This window comes from Modestobacter excelsi (assembly GCF_005930495.1).
In the GTDB taxonomy this organism is placed as follows: Bacteria; Actinomycetota; Actinomycetes; order Mycobacteriales; family Geodermatophilaceae; genus Modestobacter; species Modestobacter excelsi.
In genome coordinates this window covers 1-19380 of sequence record NZ_SJEX01000059.1, presented here as the reverse complement: position 1 = coordinate 19380, position 19380 = coordinate 1, and the positions used below count along the sequence as shown (strand labels likewise).

General features: G+C 75.2%; 21 protein-coding genes and 1 rRNA gene. 11 read left to right on the top strand and 11 right to left on the bottom strand.

The features are described from left to right. Positions 1 to 31 precede the first annotated feature (31 nt). Genes FHL80_RS17660 through FHL80_RS17645 form a run of 4 tightly spaced genes read left to right on the top strand, consistent with a single transcriptional unit; the run spans position 32 to position 2843 of the window. A complete protein-coding gene (locus tag FHL80_RS17660; RefSeq protein WP_138734686.1) occupies positions 32 to 841 on the top strand; it encodes a DUF4397 domain-containing protein in 810 nt (269 codons plus the stop codon). A gap of 7 nt (positions 842 to 848) precedes the next feature. Beyond that, positions 849 to 1484 carry a class F sortase gene (locus FHL80_RS17655; protein WP_138734685.1) on the top strand — a complete coding sequence of 212 codons (636 nt, stop codon included), beginning with the start codon at positions 849 to 851 and terminating at the stop codon, positions 1482 to 1484. A 50-nt stretch (positions 1485 to 1534) separates the two neighbouring features. Continuing rightward, a complete protein-coding gene (locus tag FHL80_RS17650; RefSeq protein WP_246078762.1) occupies positions 1535 to 2131 on the top strand; it encodes an RNA polymerase sigma factor in 597 nt (198 codons plus the stop codon). Then, complete coding sequence (locus tag FHL80_RS17645; RefSeq protein ID WP_138734683.1) at positions 2112 to 2843, top strand: anti-sigma factor; 732 nt, start codon at positions 2112 to 2114, stop codon at positions 2841 to 2843. Before FHL80_RS17650 ends, FHL80_RS17645 begins: the two co-directional genes overlap by 20 nt. 69 nt (positions 2844 to 2912) lie before the next feature. On the opposite strand, the gene FHL80_RS17640 is transcribed toward FHL80_RS17645, so the two are convergent. After that, a complete protein-coding gene (locus FHL80_RS17640; protein WP_138734682.1) occupies positions 2913 to 4283 on the bottom strand; it encodes an 8-oxoguanine deaminase in 1371 nt (456 codons plus the stop codon). A 108-nt stretch (positions 4284 to 4391) separates the two neighbouring features. Here FHL80_RS17640 and FHL80_RS17635 point away from each other — a divergent pair, with 108 nt between their 5' ends. The 3 genes from FHL80_RS17635 to pucD are packed head-to-tail and all read left to right on the top strand — an operon-like array spanning position 4392 to position 8105. After that, positions 4392 to 5264 carry an FAD binding domain-containing protein gene (locus tag FHL80_RS17635; RefSeq protein WP_138734681.1) on the top strand — a complete coding sequence of 291 codons (873 nt, stop codon included), beginning with the start codon at positions 4392 to 4394 and terminating at the stop codon, positions 5262 to 5264. Position 5265: 1 nt separating this feature from the next. Continuing rightward, a complete protein-coding gene (locus FHL80_RS17630; RefSeq protein WP_138734680.1) occupies positions 5266 to 5739 on the top strand; it encodes a (2Fe-2S)-binding protein in 474 nt (157 codons plus the stop codon). Next, the gene (gene pucD, locus FHL80_RS17625; protein WP_138734679.1) at positions 5736 to 8105 is read left to right on the top strand and encodes a xanthine dehydrogenase subunit D; all 2370 of its coding nucleotides are present in this window, start codon (positions 5736 to 5738) and stop codon (positions 8103 to 8105) included. The genes FHL80_RS17630 and pucD overlap by 4 nt, the downstream gene beginning before the upstream one ends. Before the next feature lie 9 nt (positions 8106 to 8114). On the opposite strand, the gene FHL80_RS17620 is transcribed toward pucD, so the two are convergent. Then, on the bottom strand, positions 8115 to 9635 hold the full coding sequence (locus FHL80_RS17620) for a GGDEF domain-containing protein (RefSeq protein ID WP_138734678.1): 1521 nt from the start codon (positions 9633 to 9635) through the stop codon (positions 8115 to 8117). A gap of 94 nt (positions 9636 to 9729) precedes the next feature. Then, positions 9730 to 10851 (bottom strand): allantoicase, encoded by a 1122-nt coding sequence (alc, locus tag FHL80_RS17615; RefSeq protein ID WP_138734677.1) that lies wholly within the window; start codon positions 10849 to 10851, stop codon positions 9730 to 9732. An 89-nt stretch (positions 10852 to 10940) separates the two neighbouring features. On the opposite strand from alc, the gene FHL80_RS25665 reads away from it, so the two are divergent. Next, positions 10941 to 11096, top strand: a complete 156-nt coding sequence (locus FHL80_RS25665; protein ID WP_216870830.1) for a hypothetical protein — start codon at positions 10941 to 10943, stop codon at positions 11094 to 11096. Between the two features lie 3 nt (positions 11097 to 11099). Here the strand turns inward: FHL80_RS25665 and allB are convergent, their stop codons facing one another. From allB to FHL80_RS17580, 7 genes are read right to left on the bottom strand one after another with little or no spacing between them, the layout of a single operon-like run. Further along, positions 11100 to 12425: an allantoinase AllB gene (gene allB / locus FHL80_RS17610; RefSeq protein WP_138734676.1), complete on the bottom strand. Its 1326-nt coding sequence runs from the start codon at positions 12423 to 12425 to the stop codon at positions 11100 to 11102. Further along, positions 12422 to 13135, bottom strand: coding sequence for an urease accessory protein UreD (locus FHL80_RS17605; RefSeq protein ID WP_138734675.1), 714 nt, complete (start codon positions 13133 to 13135; stop codon positions 12422 to 12424). Before FHL80_RS17605 ends, allB begins: the two co-directional genes overlap by 4 nt. Continuing rightward, a complete protein-coding gene (gene ureG, locus FHL80_RS17600) occupies positions 13132 to 13812 on the bottom strand; it encodes an urease accessory protein UreG (protein WP_138734674.1) in 681 nt (226 codons plus the stop codon). The genes FHL80_RS17605 and ureG overlap by 4 nt, the downstream gene beginning before the upstream one ends. 18 nt (positions 13813 to 13830) lie before the next feature. Beyond that, positions 13831 to 14478 (bottom strand): urease accessory protein UreF, encoded by a 648-nt coding sequence (locus FHL80_RS17595; protein WP_138734673.1) that lies wholly within the window; start codon positions 14476 to 14478, stop codon positions 13831 to 13833. Continuing rightward, a complete protein-coding gene (locus tag FHL80_RS17590; RefSeq protein ID WP_138734672.1) occupies positions 14478 to 16199 on the bottom strand; it encodes an urease subunit alpha in 1722 nt (573 codons plus the stop codon). The genes FHL80_RS17595 and FHL80_RS17590 overlap by 1 nt, the downstream gene beginning before the upstream one ends. Beyond that, a complete protein-coding gene (locus FHL80_RS17585) occupies positions 16199 to 16516 on the bottom strand; it encodes an urease subunit beta (RefSeq protein ID WP_216870829.1) in 318 nt (105 codons plus the stop codon). The genes FHL80_RS17590 and FHL80_RS17585 overlap by 1 nt, the downstream gene beginning before the upstream one ends. Continuing rightward, on the bottom strand, positions 16513 to 16815 hold the full coding sequence (locus tag FHL80_RS17580; RefSeq protein WP_138734671.1) for an urease subunit gamma: 303 nt from the start codon (positions 16813 to 16815) through the stop codon (positions 16513 to 16515). Before FHL80_RS17580 ends, FHL80_RS17585 begins: the two co-directional genes overlap by 4 nt. Positions 16816 to 16961: 146 nt before the next feature. Here FHL80_RS17580 and FHL80_RS17575 point away from each other — a divergent pair, with 146 nt between their 5' ends. The 3 genes from FHL80_RS17575 (at position 16962) to FHL80_RS17565 (ending at position 18951) form a co-directional block, all read left to right on the top strand. Next, on the top strand, positions 16962 to 17711 hold the full coding sequence (locus FHL80_RS17575) for a PadR family transcriptional regulator (RefSeq protein ID WP_138734670.1): 750 nt from the start codon (positions 16962 to 16964) through the stop codon (positions 17709 to 17711). Positions 17712 to 18022: 311 nt separating this feature from the next. Then, positions 18023 to 18493, top strand: coding sequence for a hypothetical protein (locus FHL80_RS25660; protein WP_216870828.1), 471 nt, complete (start codon positions 18023 to 18025; stop codon positions 18491 to 18493). Beyond that, positions 18469 to 18951, top strand: a complete 483-nt coding sequence (locus FHL80_RS17565) for a hypothetical protein (RefSeq protein ID WP_138734669.1) — start codon at positions 18469 to 18471, stop codon at positions 18949 to 18951. Before FHL80_RS25660 ends, FHL80_RS17565 begins: the two co-directional genes overlap by 25 nt. Before the next feature lie 292 nt (positions 18952 to 19243). Here FHL80_RS17565 and rrf read toward each other — a convergent pair. Beyond that, positions 19244 to 19360, bottom strand: a 5S ribosomal RNA gene (rrf, locus tag FHL80_RS17560). Between the last annotated feature and the right edge of the window lie 20 nt (positions 19361 to 19380).

The following is a 19380-nucleotide window of genomic DNA, read 5'->3' as shown; positions in this document are numbered from 1 at the left end:
TCGACAGACCCTCCTACCGGAAGGAAGCACCGTGAGCCGGACCCGCAGCACCACCCTGGCCGCCGTCGCCGCCGGCGGCCTGGTCCTCCTGGCCGCACCGCCCGCGCAGGCCGCCGACACCGCCACCGTGTCGGTCCTGCACGCCGTCCCGGGTGTACCGGTCGACGTGTACGCCAACGGCGAGGAGCTGATCCCCGACTTCCAGCCGGGCACGCTCACCGACGAGATGTCCCTGCCGGCCGGCGACTACGACCTGGCCATCTACCCGGCGGGTTCGGACCCGGCCAGCACGACGCCCGCAGCGAAGGCCGACGACGTCACCGTCCCGGCCGGCGCGAACGCCACCGTGGTCGCGCACCTGACCGAGACCGGCACGCCGGTGCTCACGCCGTTCGTCAACGACGTGTCGGCGGTCCCGGCCGGGCAGGCCCGGGTGACCGTGCGCCACACCGCGGCAGCTCCCGCCGTCGACGTCCGGGCTGGTGGCACCGTCGTGGCGCCGGGGCTGACCAACCCGGAGGAGGCGACGCTCACCGTGCCCGCCGGCACGATCAGCGCCGACGTCGTCCTGGCCGGCACCTCCACGGTGGCGATCGGCCCGGCCGACCTGACGCTCGGGGAGGGCACCGTGACCGCGGTCTACGCCTGGGGCTCGGCCGACGCCGACTACCAGCTGGCCGTGCAGACGCTGAGCGGGATGGACTCCGCCCCCTCCGCCGTCCCCGGTGGCTCGGGCGGCCTGACCGGGGACGGCCTGCCGCTGCCGCTGGTCGCGCTGTCCGGCGCCGGTCTGGTCGCCGCGGCCCTGGCCGGGCGCCGGCTGCTCGGCACCCGGGCCTGAGCTCCCCGTGCGCGCCCCCGTCGCCGTGCTGGTCGCCGGTCTCGCGCTCGCCGTCGGTGTCCCGACGGCGTGGGCGGCGACCCGCCCCGGCCCGGCGGCGGGGCCGCCGGTCGCCTCGGTGCTGGACACGCCGTCCGAGGGCCCCTCTCCCGCACCCGCGGTGACCGCCCACCCGGCGGCTCCGTCCGCGGTCGCGCCCCGAGTGGCTCCGGTCCGGCTGCAGCTGGCCGGGGTCGACGCCCCGCTCGACCCCGTCGGCGTGGACCCGGCGGGCGCGATGGCCCTCCCGGAGGACGTCGACCGGGTCGGCTGGTACCGGTTCGGCCCGGCACCCGGCGCCGACGAGGGGACGGCGGTGCTCGCCGGGCACGTGGACGACGCCGAGCAGGGCCTGGGCGCGCTGGCGCCGCTGCGCGAGGTCGAGGCCGGTGCCGAGGTCCGGGTGACCGACGCGGCCGGCGCCGTCACCCGCTGGCAGGTCGTCTCCCGCGAGCTGATCGAGAAGCGCGCCCTGCCGCTGGCGGCGCTCTTCCAGCGGACCGGGCCGCCGCGGCTGGTGCTGCTGACCTGCGGCGGGGAGTTCCTGCCGGAGCTGCGCAGCTACGCGGACAACGTCGTCGTCGTCGCCGAACCGGGGCCGTGACCGCGCTGTCCCGGCCGCACCTGCCGGCGATGAGGCCCTACGGTCGGGAGGTGGTCAGGGAGGTGGCGCCCGTCCCCGCTGCCGGACCGAGCGACGCCGAGATCGCCCGGCGCTTCTGCGCCGGTGACGAGCAGGCGCTCGCGGAGGCCTACGCGCGGTGGGCCGGGCAGGTGCACGGCCTCGCCGTGCGCGCCTTCGGACCGGGCCCGGACGCCGAGGACGTCACCCAGCAGACCTTCGTCGCGGCGTGGACCGGCCGCGCCGGGTACACCCCGGCCGCCGGTCCGCTGCCGGCCTGGCTGGTCGGCATCTGCCGGCACAAGATCGCCGACACCTGGGCGAAGATGGCCCGGCAGCGCCGCTCGGCCGAGGCGGCCGCCGCCGACGCGCGGGCCCGGCCCCGAGCCGCCGATGCCGACCGGGTGGACGACGCCGTCGCCGACCGGGTGCTGCTGCTCGGCGAGTTGGACCGGATCGGCCAGCCGCAACGACGCATCATCGAGCTCGCGTTCTTCGCCGACCTGACCCACAGCCAGATCGCCGCGCGGACCGGCATCCCGCTGGGCACCGTGAAGAGCCACATCCGACGCACCCTGGAACGGCTGCGCGACCGCTTGGAGGTGGACGGTGCCGCACTCCACCCCTGAGCAGCTCGCCCTGGCCGCGCTCGGCGAGCCGCTGCCCGACACCGACGCCGCGCACCTCGCCGGGTGCGCGCAGTGCTCCGCCGAGGTCGCCGCGCTCCGCCGTCCGGTCGAGGTCCTGGCGGTGCCGGAGCTCGCCGGCACCGCGCCGGAGGTCACCCCGCCCCCGCAGGTCTGGACGGCGATCGCCGCGGCCACCGGCGTCTCCGCCGTCCCGCCGTCGTCGGGGGCCGAGGTCGTGCCGCCGTCGTCGGGGGCCGAGGTCGTGCCGCTGCGGCCACGGCGGTCGCGGACCCGCTGGCTGACGATCGCCGCCGCCGTCCTCGTCGGCGGGGTCGTCGGCGGCGGGGCCGTGGCGCTGACCCGGGACGAGGACGGGAGCGGGTCCGTGGTGGCCACGGCGGCGCTGGACCCGCTCCCCGCGGAGGACGCCTCCGGCCGGGCCGAGGTGCGCGACGTGGACGGCGTCCGCTCGCTGCAGGTCGACCTCGATGCGCCGTCGCTGCCCGACGGCTACTACGAGGTCTGGCTGCTGCAGCCCGACGCCGTCCGGATGGTGCCGGTCGGCGCCGTGCACCGCGGCGACACCGTGCTGCCCCTGCCCGACGGGCTCGACCTGGGCGCCTACCCGCTGGTCGACGTCTCCGTGGAGCCGATGGACGGCGACCCGACCCACTCCGGCGTGTCCGTCGCCCGCGGCTCCCTGCAACGCTGAGAAAGGACCCCGTCCCCCTCACCCCTCGCAAGCTCGGGGCGAGCCTCTGGACGGGGCCGCCGGAGGGCGTCAGAAGGCGGCCTGCATCCGCTGGGACACCCGGCGGTGGACGGCGAGCTGCTCGTCCAGCCCGGGGTGCGTGACCGCGCCGTCGGCGACCACGAGCCGGCCGGCGACGACGGTCTCCCGGGCGGACACCGGCCCGCAGCGCAGCCAGGCCTCCACCGGGTCGCTGAGCGCCCCGGCGAACCGCACGCCCTCGAGCGACCACACCGCCAGGTCGCCGCACGCCCCCACCGACAGCTGCCCGATCTCCCCGCGGCGACCCAGGCACGCCGCCCCGCCGCGGGTGGCGATCTCCAGGGCGTCCCGCGCGGACATCGCCGCGGCGCCGTGCCGGAGCTTGCCCTGCAGCATCGCGGTGCGTGCCTCCAGCCACAGCGACGCGGAGTCCGCCGAGGCCGAGCCGTCCACGCCCAGTCCGACCGGGGCACCGGCGGCCCGGAGCTCGGCGACCGGGGCCAGCCCGCTGCCCAGGATCATGTTCGACGACGGGCAGTGCGCCGCCCCGACCCGCGCGGCGCCCAGCCGCTCCACCTCGGCCGCCGAGGGCCACACCACGTGCGCCAGCCAGGTCCGGTCGGTCATCCAGCCGACGTCGGCCAGGTGGTCCACCGGGCGCCGACCGAAGGTCTCCAGGCAGAACGCGTCCTCGTCCTGGGTCTCGGCGAGGTGGGTGTGCAGCCGGACGTCGAGGGTCTCGGCCAGCTCGGCGGTGCGGGTCATCAGCGAGGTCGAGACGCTGAACGGCGAGCACGGCGCCAGCGCGATCCGGGTCATCGACGTCGGCGTCCGGTCGTGGTGGGCGTCCACCAGACGCTGCGAGTCGGCCAGGATCGTGTCGTCGTCCTGGACGACGGAGTCCGGCGGCAGCCCGCCGTCCTTGACCGACAGCGACATCGACCCGCGGGTGGGGTGGAACCGCACGCCGAGCTCCCGGGCCGCCGCCACCTCCGCGCCGATCAGGTCGCCGGCGCCGCGCGGGTGCACGTAGGAGTGGTCGGTCGACGTGGTGCACCCCGACAGCACCAGCTCGGCGAGGCCGACGTAGGCGCTGGTGTACGCGGCCTCCTCGTCCAGCCGCGCCCACAGCGGGTAGAGGGTCACCAGCCAGTCGAACAGCCCGCCGGTCAGCGCGGGGGCGTAGGCGCGGGTGAGGTTCTGGTACAGGTGGTGGTGGGTGTTCACCAGCCCGGGCGTGACCAGGCAGCCGCGCGCGTCGACCCGCCGCACGGCCTCGGGCACCGGGTCGCCCGGGCCGCCCACGGCGGTCACCACGCCGTCGGTGACGGCGACCCACCCCCCGGCCATCTCCCGGCGGGCGTCGTCGACGGTGGCGATCAGCTCGGCGTCGTGCACGAGGAGGTCAGCGGTCTGCACGGGCGCATCCTGCCCACGGGATGTGTCGGCGCGCGCACCGACAGGTCATCGCACCGGAACACCGGAGCGTTACCGTGGCCGTCCCCTGCACCGGAGGCGAGACCGACGATGGAGTTCCTGCAGCCCGCGACCTGGGCCGAGGCACTGGAGGCGAAGGCCGCCCACCCGGACGCCGTCCCGATCGCCGGGGGCACCGACGTCATGGTCGGCATCAACTTCGGCCACCTGCGGCCCGCGCTGCTGCTGGACCTGACCCGGGTGGACGACCTGCGGGAGTGGACCACCGGGGCGGGCGCCGTCCGGCTGGGCGCCGGCGTCAGCTACGCCCGGGTCATCACCGAGCTCGGCGACCGGCTGCCGGGCCTGGCCATGGCGGCGCGGACGATCGGCTCCCCGCAGATCCGCAACCGCGGCACGGTCGGCGGCAACCTGGCCACCGCCTCCCCGGCCGGGGACGCGCACCCCGCACTGCTCGCCGCCGACGCGGTGGTGGAGGTGGCCTCGGTCCGCGGCAGCCGGCGGATCCCGGTCACCGACTTCTACACCGGGGTGAAGCGCACCGCGATGGACGCCGACGAGCTCATCGCCGCGGTCCACGTCACCCCGCCGAGCGGCCCGCAGCAGTACAGCAAGATCGGCACCCGCAACGCGATGGTCATCGCCGTCGCGGCGTTCGGCCTGGCCCTGCACCCGGACCGTCGCACGGTCGGCGCCGCCATCGGTTCTGCGGCGCCCACCCCGCGCCGCGCACCCGCCGCCGAGGAGTTCCTGGCCGGCGAGCTCGACGCCCTCTGGGAGTCCCGCGCCGAGCTCCCCACCGAGGTCGCCCGCCGGTTCGGCGAGCTGGTCGCGGCGGCGTCGTCGCCCATCGACGACGTCCGCGGCACCGCCGCCTACCGCCGGCACGCCCTGTCGGTCATGGCGCGGCGCGCGCTGACCTGGGCCTGGACCGACTACCGCAACGACGCGAAGGGGGCATGACGTGCGTCTGACCTGCACCGTCAACGGCACCGAGCAGGAGGTGGACGACGTCTGGGAGGGCGAGAGCTTGCTCTACGTGCTCCGCGAGCGGATGGGCCTGCCCGGCTCGAAGAACGCTTGCGAGCAGGGCGAGTGCGGCTCCTGCACCGTCTACCTCGACGGCCTGCCGGTCTGCGCCTGCCTGGTCGCCGCCGGGCAGGCCGAGGGCCGGCAGGTCGGCACGGTCGAGGGGCTGGCCGACGCCGACGCCCTGCACCCGGTGCAGCAGGCCTTCGTCGACGCCGGCGCCGTGCAGTGCGGCTTCTGCACCCCGGGTCTGCTGGTGGCCACCCACGACCTGATCACCCGCACCGGCCGGCCCAGCGACGCCGAGACGCGGGAGGCGCTGGCCGGCAACCTCTGCCGGTGCACCGGCTACGAGAAGATCCTGGACGCCGTCCGGCTGGCGGCGGACCGGATGGGAGGCGACCGATGAGCACCCCGACCCGCACCCCCACCGGCGCGCCGGCGCACCTGACCGGTCCGGGCAGCGGCGGGGTGGGCGACAGCGCCCAGCGGCCCGACGGCGTGCTCAAGGTCCGCGGCGAGTTCGCCTACGGCAGCGACCTGTGGATGGAGGACATGCTCTGGGGGGTGACGCTGCGGAGCCCGCACCCCTATGCCCGCGTCGTCGCGATCGACACCAGCGCGGCGGCGCAGCTGCCTGGGGTGCACGCGGTGCTCACCTCGGAGGACGTGCCCGGGGAGAAGGTCTACGGCCTGGAGCTGGCCGACCAGCCGGTGCTCGCCGTGGACGTCGTCCGGTACCAGGGCGAACCTGTCGCGCTGGTCGCCGCCGACCACCCGGACACCGCGCGGCGGGCCGCCGCGCTCATCCGGGTCGACTACGAGGTCTGGGAACCGGTCACCGACGCCCGCACGGCGCTGGGCCACCCGACCACGGACGCGCTGCACGAGTCCGACGCCGAGGTCACCGAGCTGAGCCGGGAGAGCGCGCACCTGCACCCGGAGGGCAACCTGGTGCGGCACCTCAAGGTCCGCACCGGCGACCCGCAGCCCACGGCCGAGGTGGTGGTGGTCGGCGAGTACGAGGTCGGCATGCAGGACCAGGCGTTCCTGGGTCCGGAGTCCGGGCTCGCCGTCCCCGCCGACGACGGCGGGGTCGAGCTCTACGTCGCCACCCAGTGGCTGCACGTGGACCAGCGGCAGATCTGCTCGGCCCTGGCGCTCCCGCCGGAGCAGGTGCGGCTGACCCTGGCCGGCGTGGGCGGTGCGTTCGGCGGCCGGGAGGACCTCTCGATGCACGTGCACGCCTGCCTGCTGGCGTTGCGCACGGGCAGGCCGGTGAAGATGTCCTACAACCGCGAGGAGTCCTTCTTCGGCCACGTGCACCGGCACCCGGCCACCATGCGGTACGAGCACGGCGCCACCCGCGACGGGCAGCTCGTCTACGTGAAGGCCGCGATCTGGTTCGACGGCGGCGCCTACGCCTCCTCCACCCCGGCCGTGGTGGGCAACGGCGGCACGATGGGCATCGGCCCCTACGTCGTCCCGAACGTGCACGTCGACTGCTACGGCGCGTACACCAACAACCCGCCGTGCGGTGCGATGCGCGGCTTCGGGTCGGTGCAGACCGCGTTCGCCTACGAGTCGCAGATGGACGCGCTCGCCGCCGAGCTGGGCATGGACCCGGTGGAGCTGCGCTGCCGCAACGCGATGGAGCAGGGCTCGGCCACCCCCACCGGCCAGGTCATCGACAGCCCGGCACCGGTCGCGGAGCTGCTCCGCCGGCTGGAGGCGATGCCGCTGCCGGCCGAGGCCGACGGTGAGGTCGACCTGCGGCACATGCCGGGCGGGGTCTCCAACACCACCCACGGAGAGGGTGTGCGGCGCGGCGTCGGCTACGCCGTGGCCTACAAGAACGTCGCGTTCTCCGAGGGCTACGACGACCACTCGACCGCCCGGGTCCGGCTGGAGGTCGTGGGCGGGGAGCCGACGGCCACCGTGCACACCGCGGCGGCCGAGGTGGGCCAGGGGCTGGTCACCGTCGAGCAGCAGATCGCCCGCACCGAGCTGGGCGTGGAGCAGGTCACCGTGCACCCCAAGGACACGACCGTCGGCTCGGCCGGGTCGACCTCGGCGTCCCGGCAGACCTACGTCACCGGCGGCGCGGTCAAGGCGGCCTGCGAGGCGGTGCGCGGTCAGCTGCTGGCCCGCGCCGAGCGCCTGGTCGGGCGCCCCGTCCCGGACCTGCGGTTGGCCGGCGGTCAGGTGGTGTCCGACGCCGAGGAGATCGCCGTCCCGCTGGCCGACCTGCTCGGCGGCGAGGCGGTCGAGGAGACCGTCCAGTGGCGGCACCGCCCCACCGAGGCGATCGACCCGGAGACCGGCCAGGGGTTCGCGCACGTGCAGTACGCCTTCTCCGCGCACCGGGCGGTGGTCGACGTCGACACCGAGCTCGGGCTGGTCAAGGTCGTGGAGATGGCCTGCACGCAGGACGTCGGCAAGGCCGTCAACCCGCAGGCGGTCGTCGGCCAGATCCACGGCGGGACGGCGCAGGGCCTGGGGCTGGCGGTGATGGAGGAGATCCTGATCAGGGACGGCAAGGTCGTGAACCCCTCGTTCACCGACTACCTGATCCCCACGATCCTGGACATGCCGCCGATGCGCGTCGAGGTGCTCGAGTACGCCGACCCGCACGCCCCCTACGGGCTGCGCGGGGTCGGGGAGGCGCCGAACATCTCCTCCGGACCCGCCGTGCTCGCCGCGATCCGGGCCGCGACCGGCCTGCCGCTGGCCCGCGTCCCGGTGCGGCCGGAGCACCTCACCGGGACCTCCTGACCCGGCTCCTCAGCTCGAGGCGGGGACCGGCTCCCGCAAGCCGGCGATGCGGCCCTTGCCGGCGCGCTTGGCGGCGTACATCGCCGCGTCCGAGCGGCCCAGCAGCTGGTCGGCGGTGACGGTCAGGTCGTCCGCGGCGAGGGCCGCGACCCCGATGCTGGCGTGCACGGTCAGCTCCTGGCCGGCGAGGGCGAAGGCCTGGCCGAGCGCATCGGCCATCCGCTGCGCCGAGCCGAGCGGGTCCCCGCCGTCCTCGAGCAGGACGGCGAACTCGTCGCCGCCCAGCCGGGCGATCGTGTCGCCGGTGCGCAGGGTGCCGGTCAGCCGCTCGGCCACCCGGATCAGCAGCTCGTCGCCGGCCATGTGCCCGAGGGAGTCGTTGACCGCCTTGAAGTCGTCCAGGTCGAGGAAGACGACGGCCAGCGACCGGCGGTCGCGGGCGTGCAGCGCGAGGGCGTGCTCGAGCCGGTCCTGGAACAGCGACCGGTTGGCCACGCCGGTGAGCGGGTCGTGGAAGGCCTGGTGCCGGAGCTGGCGCTCCCGGGACGCCAGGTCGCCGGTGAGCCGGACGTTGTCCCGCACGGTGAGGAACTGCCGGCCGAGGACGCAGCCGACCACCAGGCAGGCGACGAGCATCTCGCCGCGGGCCAGCGGGCGGCCGAGCATGGTGAAGCCGACGACGACCGACAGCGCGACGACGACCGGGACGTAGGGCAGCACCTGCGCCAGCCGGCTGGGCGCACCGACCTCGCCGGCCGTCCACGGGTCCGGCGGCGACTCGGCGGACCGGCGGCTCAGCCCGGCCAGGGCGATCAGCAGGAACCCGCCGACCCAGCCCAGGTCCACGAGGCCGCCGTCGTAGTCGCCCGCCGTCTGCAGGTACGCGAAGGCGCTGTCGGCCACGCCCAGGCAGACGACCCCGAGGCTCATCAGGTGCAGCGCCGTCCGGTTCCCGCGGGTCCGGGTCAGCAGCAGGACGGTCACCACCACCAGCAGCACGTCGGAGGCAGGGTAGGCCAGCAGCAGCAGGCTCTCCGCGCGTCCGGCGCCACCGCTGGCCCGGCTGACGGACTCCAGCGTGGTCAGCCAGCTGACCAGGCTCACGGCGCCGGCGGTCATCAGGCCGTCGAGGAACCGCTGCCACTGCGAGCTCCCGCCGGTGGCCGGGTGCAGGAGCAGCCCCGCCGCGGCCAGCACCGCGAAGCCGAGGAAGCCGACGTCGGCCGGCGAGGGGAAGGGGACGAGGTCGTCGGTGGCCGCAGCCCAGCTCCACCAGGCCTCGCCGGCGGACCAGGCGGCGCACGCCAGCGAGACCAGCACCCAGGCGCCGCGGACCCGCCCGGCAGCGGTGCGCCGGGCGTACCGGGCGGTCGTCGCGGCCGCGGCGGCGGCGGCGAGGAGCTGCGCGACGTCCGAGACGTGCGAGGCGGGCGTCGCCGGCAGCAGGACGGCCGCCAGCAGGCAGCCGAGCAGCACACCGCACGCGACGGCCACCGCGACGCGCGGTGGTGCGGTGGACCGCTGGGTCATCTGCTGCCTGCTCTCGGGCCGGGTGGGCGTCGAGGAGGTGATCGTCCCGAGTGGCGCCCCGCTGGATGCCCCGAACGGGTGGGTGGCCTTGCGCTCAGCCCTGACCGAGGACCAGCCGGGCGACCGCTGCGGGCAGCTCACCGCCGACCGGACGGCGGCCGACGAGCCGGCCGGCCTCGCTGGGGTCGACACCGACCGACCCGAGGACCTCCAGCGCGGTGACGTCCGGCAGCGCGTCGAACCAGCGCCGCCCGAGCTCCGCCCGGCCGGTCACGGTCGGCCGGCCCCAGAGCCGGAGCCGGGCCATCCCGCCGTCGGGGAACACGTCCAGCCGCACGCTGCGCACCCCGGTCCCGCCGTCGAGCACGAAACGGTGCCGGGTGTCGGGCTGCATCCGGGTGCGGGGCAGCAGCACGACCTCCGTGCCGTCGGCGGTGCGACCGGTCAGCGACGCCGATCCCGGCGCGTTGCCCAGGAAGTACGAGGTGTCCAGCTCGGCGAGGCCGACCACCCCCTCGCAGGCCAGGACGACGTCGACCCAGTCGTTGCCCGGGCCCCGGCGGCGCGCGTTCTCCCAGCCCTCGCCCATCGAGCGGGCGAGGCCCCGGCCGACCAGCTGGTGCGGGCTGCCGTAGTGGGCGTCGCTCACCCCGGTCACCCGGCCGCCGTTCTCCAGCGCGGCCAGGTCGAACGGGCCGGCGTCGACCAGCCGCGGGTCCGGGACGACGGTGCCGTGCACCCGCAGCCGGGCCACCCCACCGTCGGGGTGGATGCACAGCCGCACGTGGGTGTACCGGCGGTCGGAGGAGGCGGCGAACTGGTTGGCGGTGTCGCCGGCCAGCGACGACAGCGGCAGCAGGGGCTGCCAGTCGGCCTTCTGCAGCTCGTCGGCCGACGGGTGGCCCTCGACGGCGGCGCCCTCGACCGAGGCCTGCGTCGGGAAGTTGCCGGTGAAGTACGCGGTGTCGACGACGACCCCGGCCACTATCCCCGGGGCGCCGAGCCGCACGATCGCCCAGTCGTGGCCCGGGCTGCGCCGGCGGCGGGTCTCCCAGCCGTCGTACTCCTTGCCCTTGTGCCCGAACTCGGTGCGCGCGACGGCGGGGTGCGGCAGCACCAGGTTCTCCCGCGCGGCGAAGAACTCGTCGTTCGCCGCGACGACGGCCCCACCCAGGTCCCGCCGGGCGAGGTCGGGCAGCTCGGTGAAGTCGCTCATCCGTCTCCAAGTCCTCGTACGGGGAGGGTTCCCCCGCCTCGCGAGGGTAGGGGAGGCTCGACCGACCATCGATCTGCAGGAGGAACGGCATGACGAGTCCGGACGACGACCTGAAGGCCCGCGCCAAGCAGCACGTCGAGCAGCTCCCGGCGGAGACGGCGCTCGGGAACGCCGACCCGGCCGGCGGGGTCGACGATGACCCGAAGATCCTCGACCAGGCAGCCGAAGAAGAGCGGCAGAGCTGACGCTCAGGGTCCCGCTCGGCTGATCAGCCGGCCGAGCGGGGCTCCCGTCGCTGCCAGTTCCCGACCACGCAGCCAGGTGCGCCGGACGACGCCGGTCAGGCGCCGGCCGGCGTAGGGGGTGACCGGGTTGCGGTGGTGCAACCCGGCGACGTCCCACTGCTCGTCAGGGGCGAAGGCGACCAGGTCCGCGTCCTTGCCGACGGCGATCGCCCCCTTGCCGGCCAACCCGGTCAGCGCCGCCGGCGCCGCGGACATCCACCGCACGACGTCACCCAGCGTCAGCCCGCGGGCGCGGGCGCCGGTCCAGACCACCGGCAGGGTCACCTGCAGGCCGGCGATGCCGCCCCAGGCAGACGCGAAGTCGCCCACGTCGAGCCGCTTGAGCTCCGGGGTGCACGGCGAGTGGTCGCTCACCACCAGGTCGATGTCGCCGTCGGCCAGTGCGGCCCAGAGCGCCTCGCGGTGCGACGCCTCGCGGATCGGCGGGCAGCACTTGAACGCCGTCGCCCCGTCGGGGACCTCCTCGGCGCTGAAGGTCAGGTAGTGCGGGCAGGTCTCGACGGTGATCCGCACGCCCTCGGCCCGGGCGGCCCGCAGCATCGGCAGCGCACCGGCGTCGGCCAGGTGGACGACGTGCACCCGGGCACCGGTGTCCCGGGCAGCGGCGACCAGCCGGCCGATCGCCGTCTCCTCGGCCGCGCCGGGGCGGGAGGCGAGGAAGTCCGCGTAGCGCGGCCCGCCCGGGTCGGGCGCTGCGGCGATCACGTCGTCGTCCTCGCAGTGCGCGATGAGCAGCCCGTCGACCTCGGCCAGCGCGGTGAGCGCCGCCCGCAGGCCGGCGTCGTCCAGCGGCGGGAACTCGGGCACGCCGGAGTCGAGCAGGAAGCACTTCACCCCGACCGCGCCGTCGGCGAGCAGCCGCTGGAGCTGGCCGGCGTTGCCGGGCACGGCACCGCCCCAGAAGGCGACGTCCACGCTCAGCTGCCCCTGTGCCGCCTGTCGTTTGACCTGCAGGGCCTTGAGGTCGACCGTCGGCGGGATCGAGTTGAGCGGCATGTCCACGATCGTGGTGATCCCGCCGGCCGCGGCCGCCCGGGTCGCCGAGGCAAAGCCCTCCCACTCGGTCCGCCCGGGCTCGTTGACGTGCACGTGGCTGTCGACCAGGCCCGGCAGCAGCACCTCGCCCTCGGCCAGGGTCACCGGCTGGTCGCCCGCCTCCTCGAAGCCGGTCACCGCCTCGATGACGCCGTCCCGGACGTGTACCGCCGCCGGCCGCTCCCCGTCGGGGAGCACCACCCGCCGCGCCCGGACGACGAACGCCCCGCTCACCGCGCCACCTCCAGGTCCCGCTCGCGGGTGACCCCGGCGAGCCGGGCCACCGCCTCGTGCAGTTCAGCGGCCCAGGCGGTGCCCACCCAGCCACCGGGCAGCGGCAACCGCACGGCGTCCACCCCGGTCTGCACCGCTGCCCGCGGCTCTCCGATCCGGACCGTGGACACGTAGGCCCGCGGCGCGACCGGCGGCAGCCAGGCGGGCGTGCCGGGGCCGAGCCCGACGGTGGTGTGCAGCACGGGCCGGCCGGACACGACGACTCGGGTCGTGCCGGTCCAGCGCCCGGGCGCCTCCCCCGCCCGGCCGAGCAGCACCTGCTCGGTCGCGGTCAGCTCCCCGCCCTCGCCCAGCTCGGCGTGCAGTTCGGCGACGTGGACGGCGCGCGCGGTGACGACCGTCGGCTCGGGGGTCAGGTGCAGGACGCCGGCGACCTCGGCCCGCACCAGCTGACGGGACGGCGGTGACCCGCCCCGCGCGGGCAGCACCACGGCGGCGGCGACGGAGTGCACGGACAGTCGCGCGCCCTCCTCCACGACCAGCCGGACCTCCGCGTCGTCCCCGCCCAGCGGGCCGAAGGCCGTCGCGACCAGGTGCACCGCGCCCTCCCCCGTCCGCCGGACGGCGAGCTGGCCGCTGGCCCGCACCACCGGCAGCACCGTGCGCCCGCGTGCGTCCCGGCGCGCGACGACCTCCACCCGCGTCCTCACGACGTCGACTGCAGCGCCCTCGCGCGGACCTCCCCGCGCACCCACGCGGCCACCTCGGTCGCCGCTGGGTCCTCCCGCAGCGAGATGAGCAGCGTCGGCTTGCCCCCGCGCACCGCGTCGGCATCCCGGCGCATCACGCCCAGGTCGGCGCCCACGAGCGGCGCGAGGTCGGTCTTGTTCACCACGAGCAGGTCCGAGGCGGTGACGCCCGGGCCGCCCTTGCGGGGGACCTTGTCCCCACCGGCGACGTCGACGACGAAAACCTGCACGTCGACCAGGCCGTAGCTGAACGAGGCGGTGAGGTTGTCCCCGCCCGACTCCACTAGGACCAGCTCCAGCCCCGGGTGCCGGGACTCCAGCAGCTCGACGGCGTCCAGGTTGGCGGTGATGTCGTCGCGGATCGCGGTGTGCGGGCAGCAGCCGGTCTGCACCGCCTCGATCCGGTCGTCGGGCAGCACGGCGTTGCGGCGCAGGAAGTCGGCGTCCTCGGTGGTGTAGATGTCGTTGGTGACGACGGCCAGGTCGTACTCCGCGCCCAGCGTTCGGCACAGCGCGGCGGCCAGCGCCGTCTTGCCCGAGCCCACCGGGCCGCCGAGCCCCACCCGCAGCGGCCCGCCGTGGCGGTGCCCGGGGTCGTAGGGGTCGACGTAGTCGTCCAGGTTGTGGTCAGGCGGCATGTGCACTCCCGGTGGGTGTCATGAGGCGAAGAACCGGTCCGTGCGGACGGTGTGCACCTCGGCGAGCAGGTCCAGCAGTGGGTCGGCGGCCGCCGGCAGCCCGTCGACGGCGGCCGCGGCCACCGCGTCGACCTCCGGGCCCAGCCGGGCGGTGACGGCGGCGACGGTGATCGGGTCCATGGCGAGCAGCCGCTGGGCGGCGGTGGCCGGACCGGAGACGGACAGGTACGCCGCCGCCGCGGCGGCATCGCGCGGGGCGAGCCCACCGGCGGCAGCCGCCACCCCCAGCGCCAGCGGGTGGTGCGGCTGCACCGGGAGGGCCGCCCACGCCGGGTGCGGCCACGCCCGGCCACCGACCCGGACCAGCCCGCGCCCCTGCTGCCGTGAGGCGGCCCGCAGTGCCGGTGCGGGGGTGCGCGCGTCGGCCTCCGCGTCGAGCGCGGCCAGCGCGGCGACCACGTCGGTGTCGTCCACGGCCCGGCACGCGGCCGCAGCCAGCCCGGCGGCGACCGCCCCGGAGGTGGTCAGCCGGCGGCGCAGGAACAGGGCGAGCGACGCCGGATCGGTGAGCAGCTCGGCGGCGATCGCCTGCTCCACCCCGCCGGAGTGCGTGTGCCCTCCGGCCGGCAGCCGGGAGTCGGCCAGCGTGAGCAGCGCGGCCGTCATCAGAAGAGGAAGTACTTCTGCGCCATCGGCAGCTCGCCGACCGGGTCGGGCTCCCAGACCTCGCCGTCCACCGAGACGGTGAAGGTGTCCGGGTCGACGCGGATGTCCGGCAGCGCCGTGTTCTCCGGCATGTCCGCCTTGCCCAGCCGGGTGGTGTCGCTGACGGCGGCCAGCCGCCGGTCGATCGCCAGCCGGTCCGCCAGTCCTGCCTCCAGCGCCGCCGGGGCGACGAAGTGCAGCGACGTCCGCGCCGGGACCGTGCCGGAGGCCCCGAACATCGGCCGCGGCAGCACCGGCTGCGGCGTCGGGATCGAGGCGTTGGCGTCGCCCATCATCGCCCAGGCGATCATCCCGCCCTTGAGCACGACGTGCGGCCGCACCCCGAAGAACTTCGGCTCCCACAGCACCAGGTCAGCCAGCTTGCCCGCCTCGACCGACCCCACCTCGCCGTCGATGCCGTGGGCCACCGCCGGGCAGATCGTGTACTTGGCGACGTAGCGCCGGGCCCGCAGGTTGTCCGCGGCGCCGTCGCCGGCCAGCGCGCCGCGGCGGCGCTTCATCACGTGCGCGGTCTGCCAGGTGCGCAGCACGACCTCGCCCACCCGGCCCATCGCCTGCGCGTCGGAGCCGATCATCGAGATGGCACCCAGGTCGTGCAGCAGGTCCTCGGCGGCGATCGTGGTCGGGCGGATCCGGCTCTCGGCGAAGGCGAGGTCCTCGGGCACGCTCGAGTCGAGGTGGTGGCAGACCATGAGCATGTCCAGGTGCTCGTCCAGGGTGTTCACCGTGTGCGGACGGGTCGGGTTCGTGCTGCTGGGCAGCACGTTCGGGTGCCCGGCGACGGTGATGATGTCCGGCGCGTGACCACCTCCGGCACCCTCGGTGTGGTACGCGTGGATGCTCCGGCCGGCGATCGCGGCCAGGGTGTCCTCGACGAAGCCGGCCTCGTTGAGCGTGTCCGAGTGCAGGGCGACCGGGACGCCGTTGCGGCCGGCGACGGTGAGCGCGGCGTCGATGGCGGCCGGCGTGGAGCCCCAGTCCTCGTGCAGCTTGAAGCCGCTGGCACCGGCCCGCAGCTGCTCCTCCAGCGAGTCCAGCGACACGGTGTTGCCCTTGCCCAGCAGGGCGACGTTGACCGGCAGCGGGTCCATCGCCTCGAGCATCCGGGCGAGGTACCAGTCCCCGGGGGTGATGGTGGTGGCCTTGGAGCCCTCGGCCGGGCCGGTGCCACCGCCGATCAGCGTGGTGATGCCGGAGCCGAGGGCCGTGGGCACGATCTGCGGGCAGATGAAGTGCACGTGGCAGTCGATGCCGCCGGCGGTGAGGACCTTGCCGTTGCCCGAGAGCACCTCGGTGCCCGGGCCGATGACCAGGTCGGGGTGGACGCCGTCCATCGTGTCGGGGTTGCCGGCCTTGCCCAGGGCGACGATCCGGCCGTCGCGGATGCCGACGTCGGCCTTGACGACCCCCCAGTGGTCCAGCACCACCGCGCCGGTGATGACCAGGTCCGGTGCGCCCTCGGCGCGGGTGGCGCGCCCCTGGCCCATCGACTCGCGGATCACCTTGCCGCCGCCGAAGACCGCCTCCTCGCCGGCCAGGCCGGGGCCACCGCTGCGGTCCTCGGTGACCTCGATGAGCAGGTCGGTGTCGGCCAGCCGGATGCGGTCGCCGGTGGTGGGACCGTAGAGCTGGGCGTAGCGCTCGCGGGACAGCCGGACCATCAGCCCAGGCCTCCCTCGGCCGTCAGACCCGGCACGACCCGGGCACCGGCGAGGGGCACCAGCACGACGGTCCGCTGGATGCCGGGCTCGAACCGGACGGCTGTCCCGGCGGCGATGTCGAGCCGGTGCCCGTGCGCGGCCGCGCGGTCGAACGCCAGCGCGGCGTTGGCCTGGGCGAAGTGGAAGTGCGACCCGACCTGCACGGGTCGGTCACCGGTGTTGCGCACCGCCAGCTCGATCCGCGGCGCCCCGGGCAGCGTCTCGATGGACCCCGCGGCGGGGATGACCTCGCCGGGGACCACGGGCTCGCCGCTCACGGGATCGGCTGGTGGACCGTGACGAGTTTCGTCCCGTCCGGGAAGGTCGCCTCCACCTGCACCTCCTCCAGCAGCTCGGGGACGCCGTCCATGACGTCGTCCCGGCTGAGCACGGTGCGGCCGGACTGCATGAGGTCGGTGACCCGTTCGCCGTCCCGGGCGCCCTCGAGCACGTGGTCGGTGACGATCGCGGTCGCCTCGGGGAGGTTGAGCCGGAGGCCCCGGGCCTGACGACGCCGGGCGAGCTCGGCGGCGTAGCTCAGCATCAGCCGCTCCTGCTCGTGCGGGGAGAGCAGCACGGTCGTCGACCTCCTGGCATCCCGGAGTGGAGTGGAACCCGGAAGGTAGCCGAGCCGTGTGACAGCCCTGTTGCGTCCTCAGGTCCTTGCGTCCATGCCATGTCGCGATATATCGTGACTGCATCAACGACATTCGGAGGTCGGACATGAAGCCCACCACCCCGTGGTCGCGGCACAGCCGCCACCACCACTCCCCCACTCCCGGCGCGGATGCCGGGGACCATCGGCACCACCCGCACGACCACCCGGGCCGGGAGCGCTTCGACAGCGCCCGCACCGACGGGGAAGGTCGCCGGCACCACCCGCCCTTCGGCGGTGGCCCCTTCGGCGGTGGTCCCTTCGGCGGTCCCGGCGGACCGTTCGGCGAAGGCCCGCGCGGCCACCGCGGCGGGCCTCGTGGCGGCCGCGGCCGGCACGGCCGGGCCGGCCGCGGCGACGTCCGCTCCGCCCTCCTGCTCCTGCTGGCCGACGAGCCGATGCACGGCTACCAGCTCATGCAGGCGGTGGCCGAGCGCACCGGCGGCGCCTGGCGACTGAGCCCCGGCGCGGTCTACCCCACCATCGCCCAGCTCGAGGACGAGGGCCTGGTCACCGTCGCGGTCGACGGCGGTCGCAAGCTGGTCACCCTGACCGAGGCCGGCCGGGAGCACCTCGCCGGCCTGGGCGCCGTCGACCCGTTCGCCGCGTTCGCCGGTGACGCCGACGCGCCCGACCTGCGGGCGCTGATGGGCGAGCTCATGGGCGCCGCCCACCAGCTGGGCAGGGTCGGGGACCAGGCCCAGCTCGCGGCGGCCGGGCGCGTCCTCGCCGAGGCCCGGCGCGCGCTCTACCTCATCCTGGCCGGTCAGCCGGACCAGTCGGCCGGCTCCGAGCCGGAGGACGGCGCCCCGGCCTGACCCGCCTGCGGGGACGCCCGCGGAGGAAGAGCTTGCCCCGCCGAGCCCGGTGGTTCCACGGTTCATCACATGAGTGATGAACCAGCGAGCCGCCGGGCTCGTCTCGTTCGACCTGGCCCGGCATGAACGAGGACGCCGGCCCGATCCTCCGGCAGATCGCCCTCCAGCTGGAGGACGCGGTCGTCGACGGCTCGCGCGCCGAGGAGAGGCAGGCGCCCTCCTCCAACGACCGGCCACGGCCGGGTCCTGCTCGACGCCGATGCGGAGACCCTGCGGGCCCGGCGCTCACCGTCTCGGGACCCTCCCGCCAGGTGGCCACCCCCGGGGCTGCCCATGAGCTGGTCACGACCGAGTCGCTGGCCGGCCAGTCCCGGGCGATCATCCGCACCGGGACGGCGACCGCCCGCCGGATGGCCACGGACCTGGGCCTGACCGCCGAGCCGACCAGCATCCAGCAGCTCGTGGTCGCGATGAGCCTGCGCTCCACCACGACCGACCGCGCCACCTCCCCGCCCCGTCCGATCTGCTGGGAGCCCCCCCCCATGAACCGCGTGACCGCCGCCGCGCGCATGCAGCTCGTCCACCCGGCGCTCAGCATCGGGGTGCGCTGGGCGGTCGTCGCGTCGTCCTTCGCCATCAACGCGGCCATCTGGGGCCAGGGGGACGTCGCTCCGACCTCACCCGGTGACGGGTTCACCGGCGGCCCGGCGCCCCTCCACATCGCCGTGCTGATCGTGTTCACCCAGTCGGTCACCAGATGTTCCCGTTCGCCATGGGGCTGAGCCTGAGCCGGCGGCACTACTACCTGGGGACGGCGCTGCGTGCGGCCATCCAGTCCGTGGGCTACGGAGTGGCGCTCACGGCCCTCGCTGCCATCGAGGACGCGACGGGGGCTGGGTGTCGGACTCGACTTCTGGCCCCCGGCGCGGTGGACGTCGGCAACCCGCTGCTGCAGTTCGTCGTCTACACGGTACCAATGTTGGCCTGCGCCTTCTTGGGCATCGGGATCGGCGTCGTCGTCAAGCCCTGGGGCGCGCCGGGCCTTTACGCCCTCGCCCTGCTCACCCTCCTGCTCGGTGGCGCTGTCGCGGTCTACGCAACCTGGCGGGAGACGTGGGCGGACATCTGGTCCTGGTTCGGCGACTTGCCCACGGCCACCGCTGCCATCGCACTGCCGGCCGCCATCGCGGTGGCCGCCGCAGCGCTCGCCTCCCTGGGCCTGCGGCGCACGGTTCCTTGATGCCGGACAACACCACCACGACCGGCCGCTTCTCAACCCCTAAGTCCCAGCGGCTGACATTTCCGTCAGGACGCAACCCCGATGACGGGGACCGCGTCCTCGCACCGCCACCCCCGCGCTTTCGCGCGTGAGTAGGGGTGTTTGCGGGCGTGGGAGCGCGGGACCGGTGCCGGTGAGGTGGTGGGGTTGCTTTCGGCGCGGAAAGCGAACTCCCATCCCGCAGCCCGGGCAATGCCGGGGAATGCAGGAACGGGGTCACAGCAGATTGCTGTGACCCCGTTCCTGGAGTTATGTCCGGCGGTGTCCTACTCTCCCACCCGGTCCCCCGGGCAGTACCATCGGCGCTGAAAGGCTTAGCTTCCGGGTTCGGAATGAGACCGGGCGTTTCCCTTTCGCCATGACCGCCGTAACACTGTGAAGATGACACCC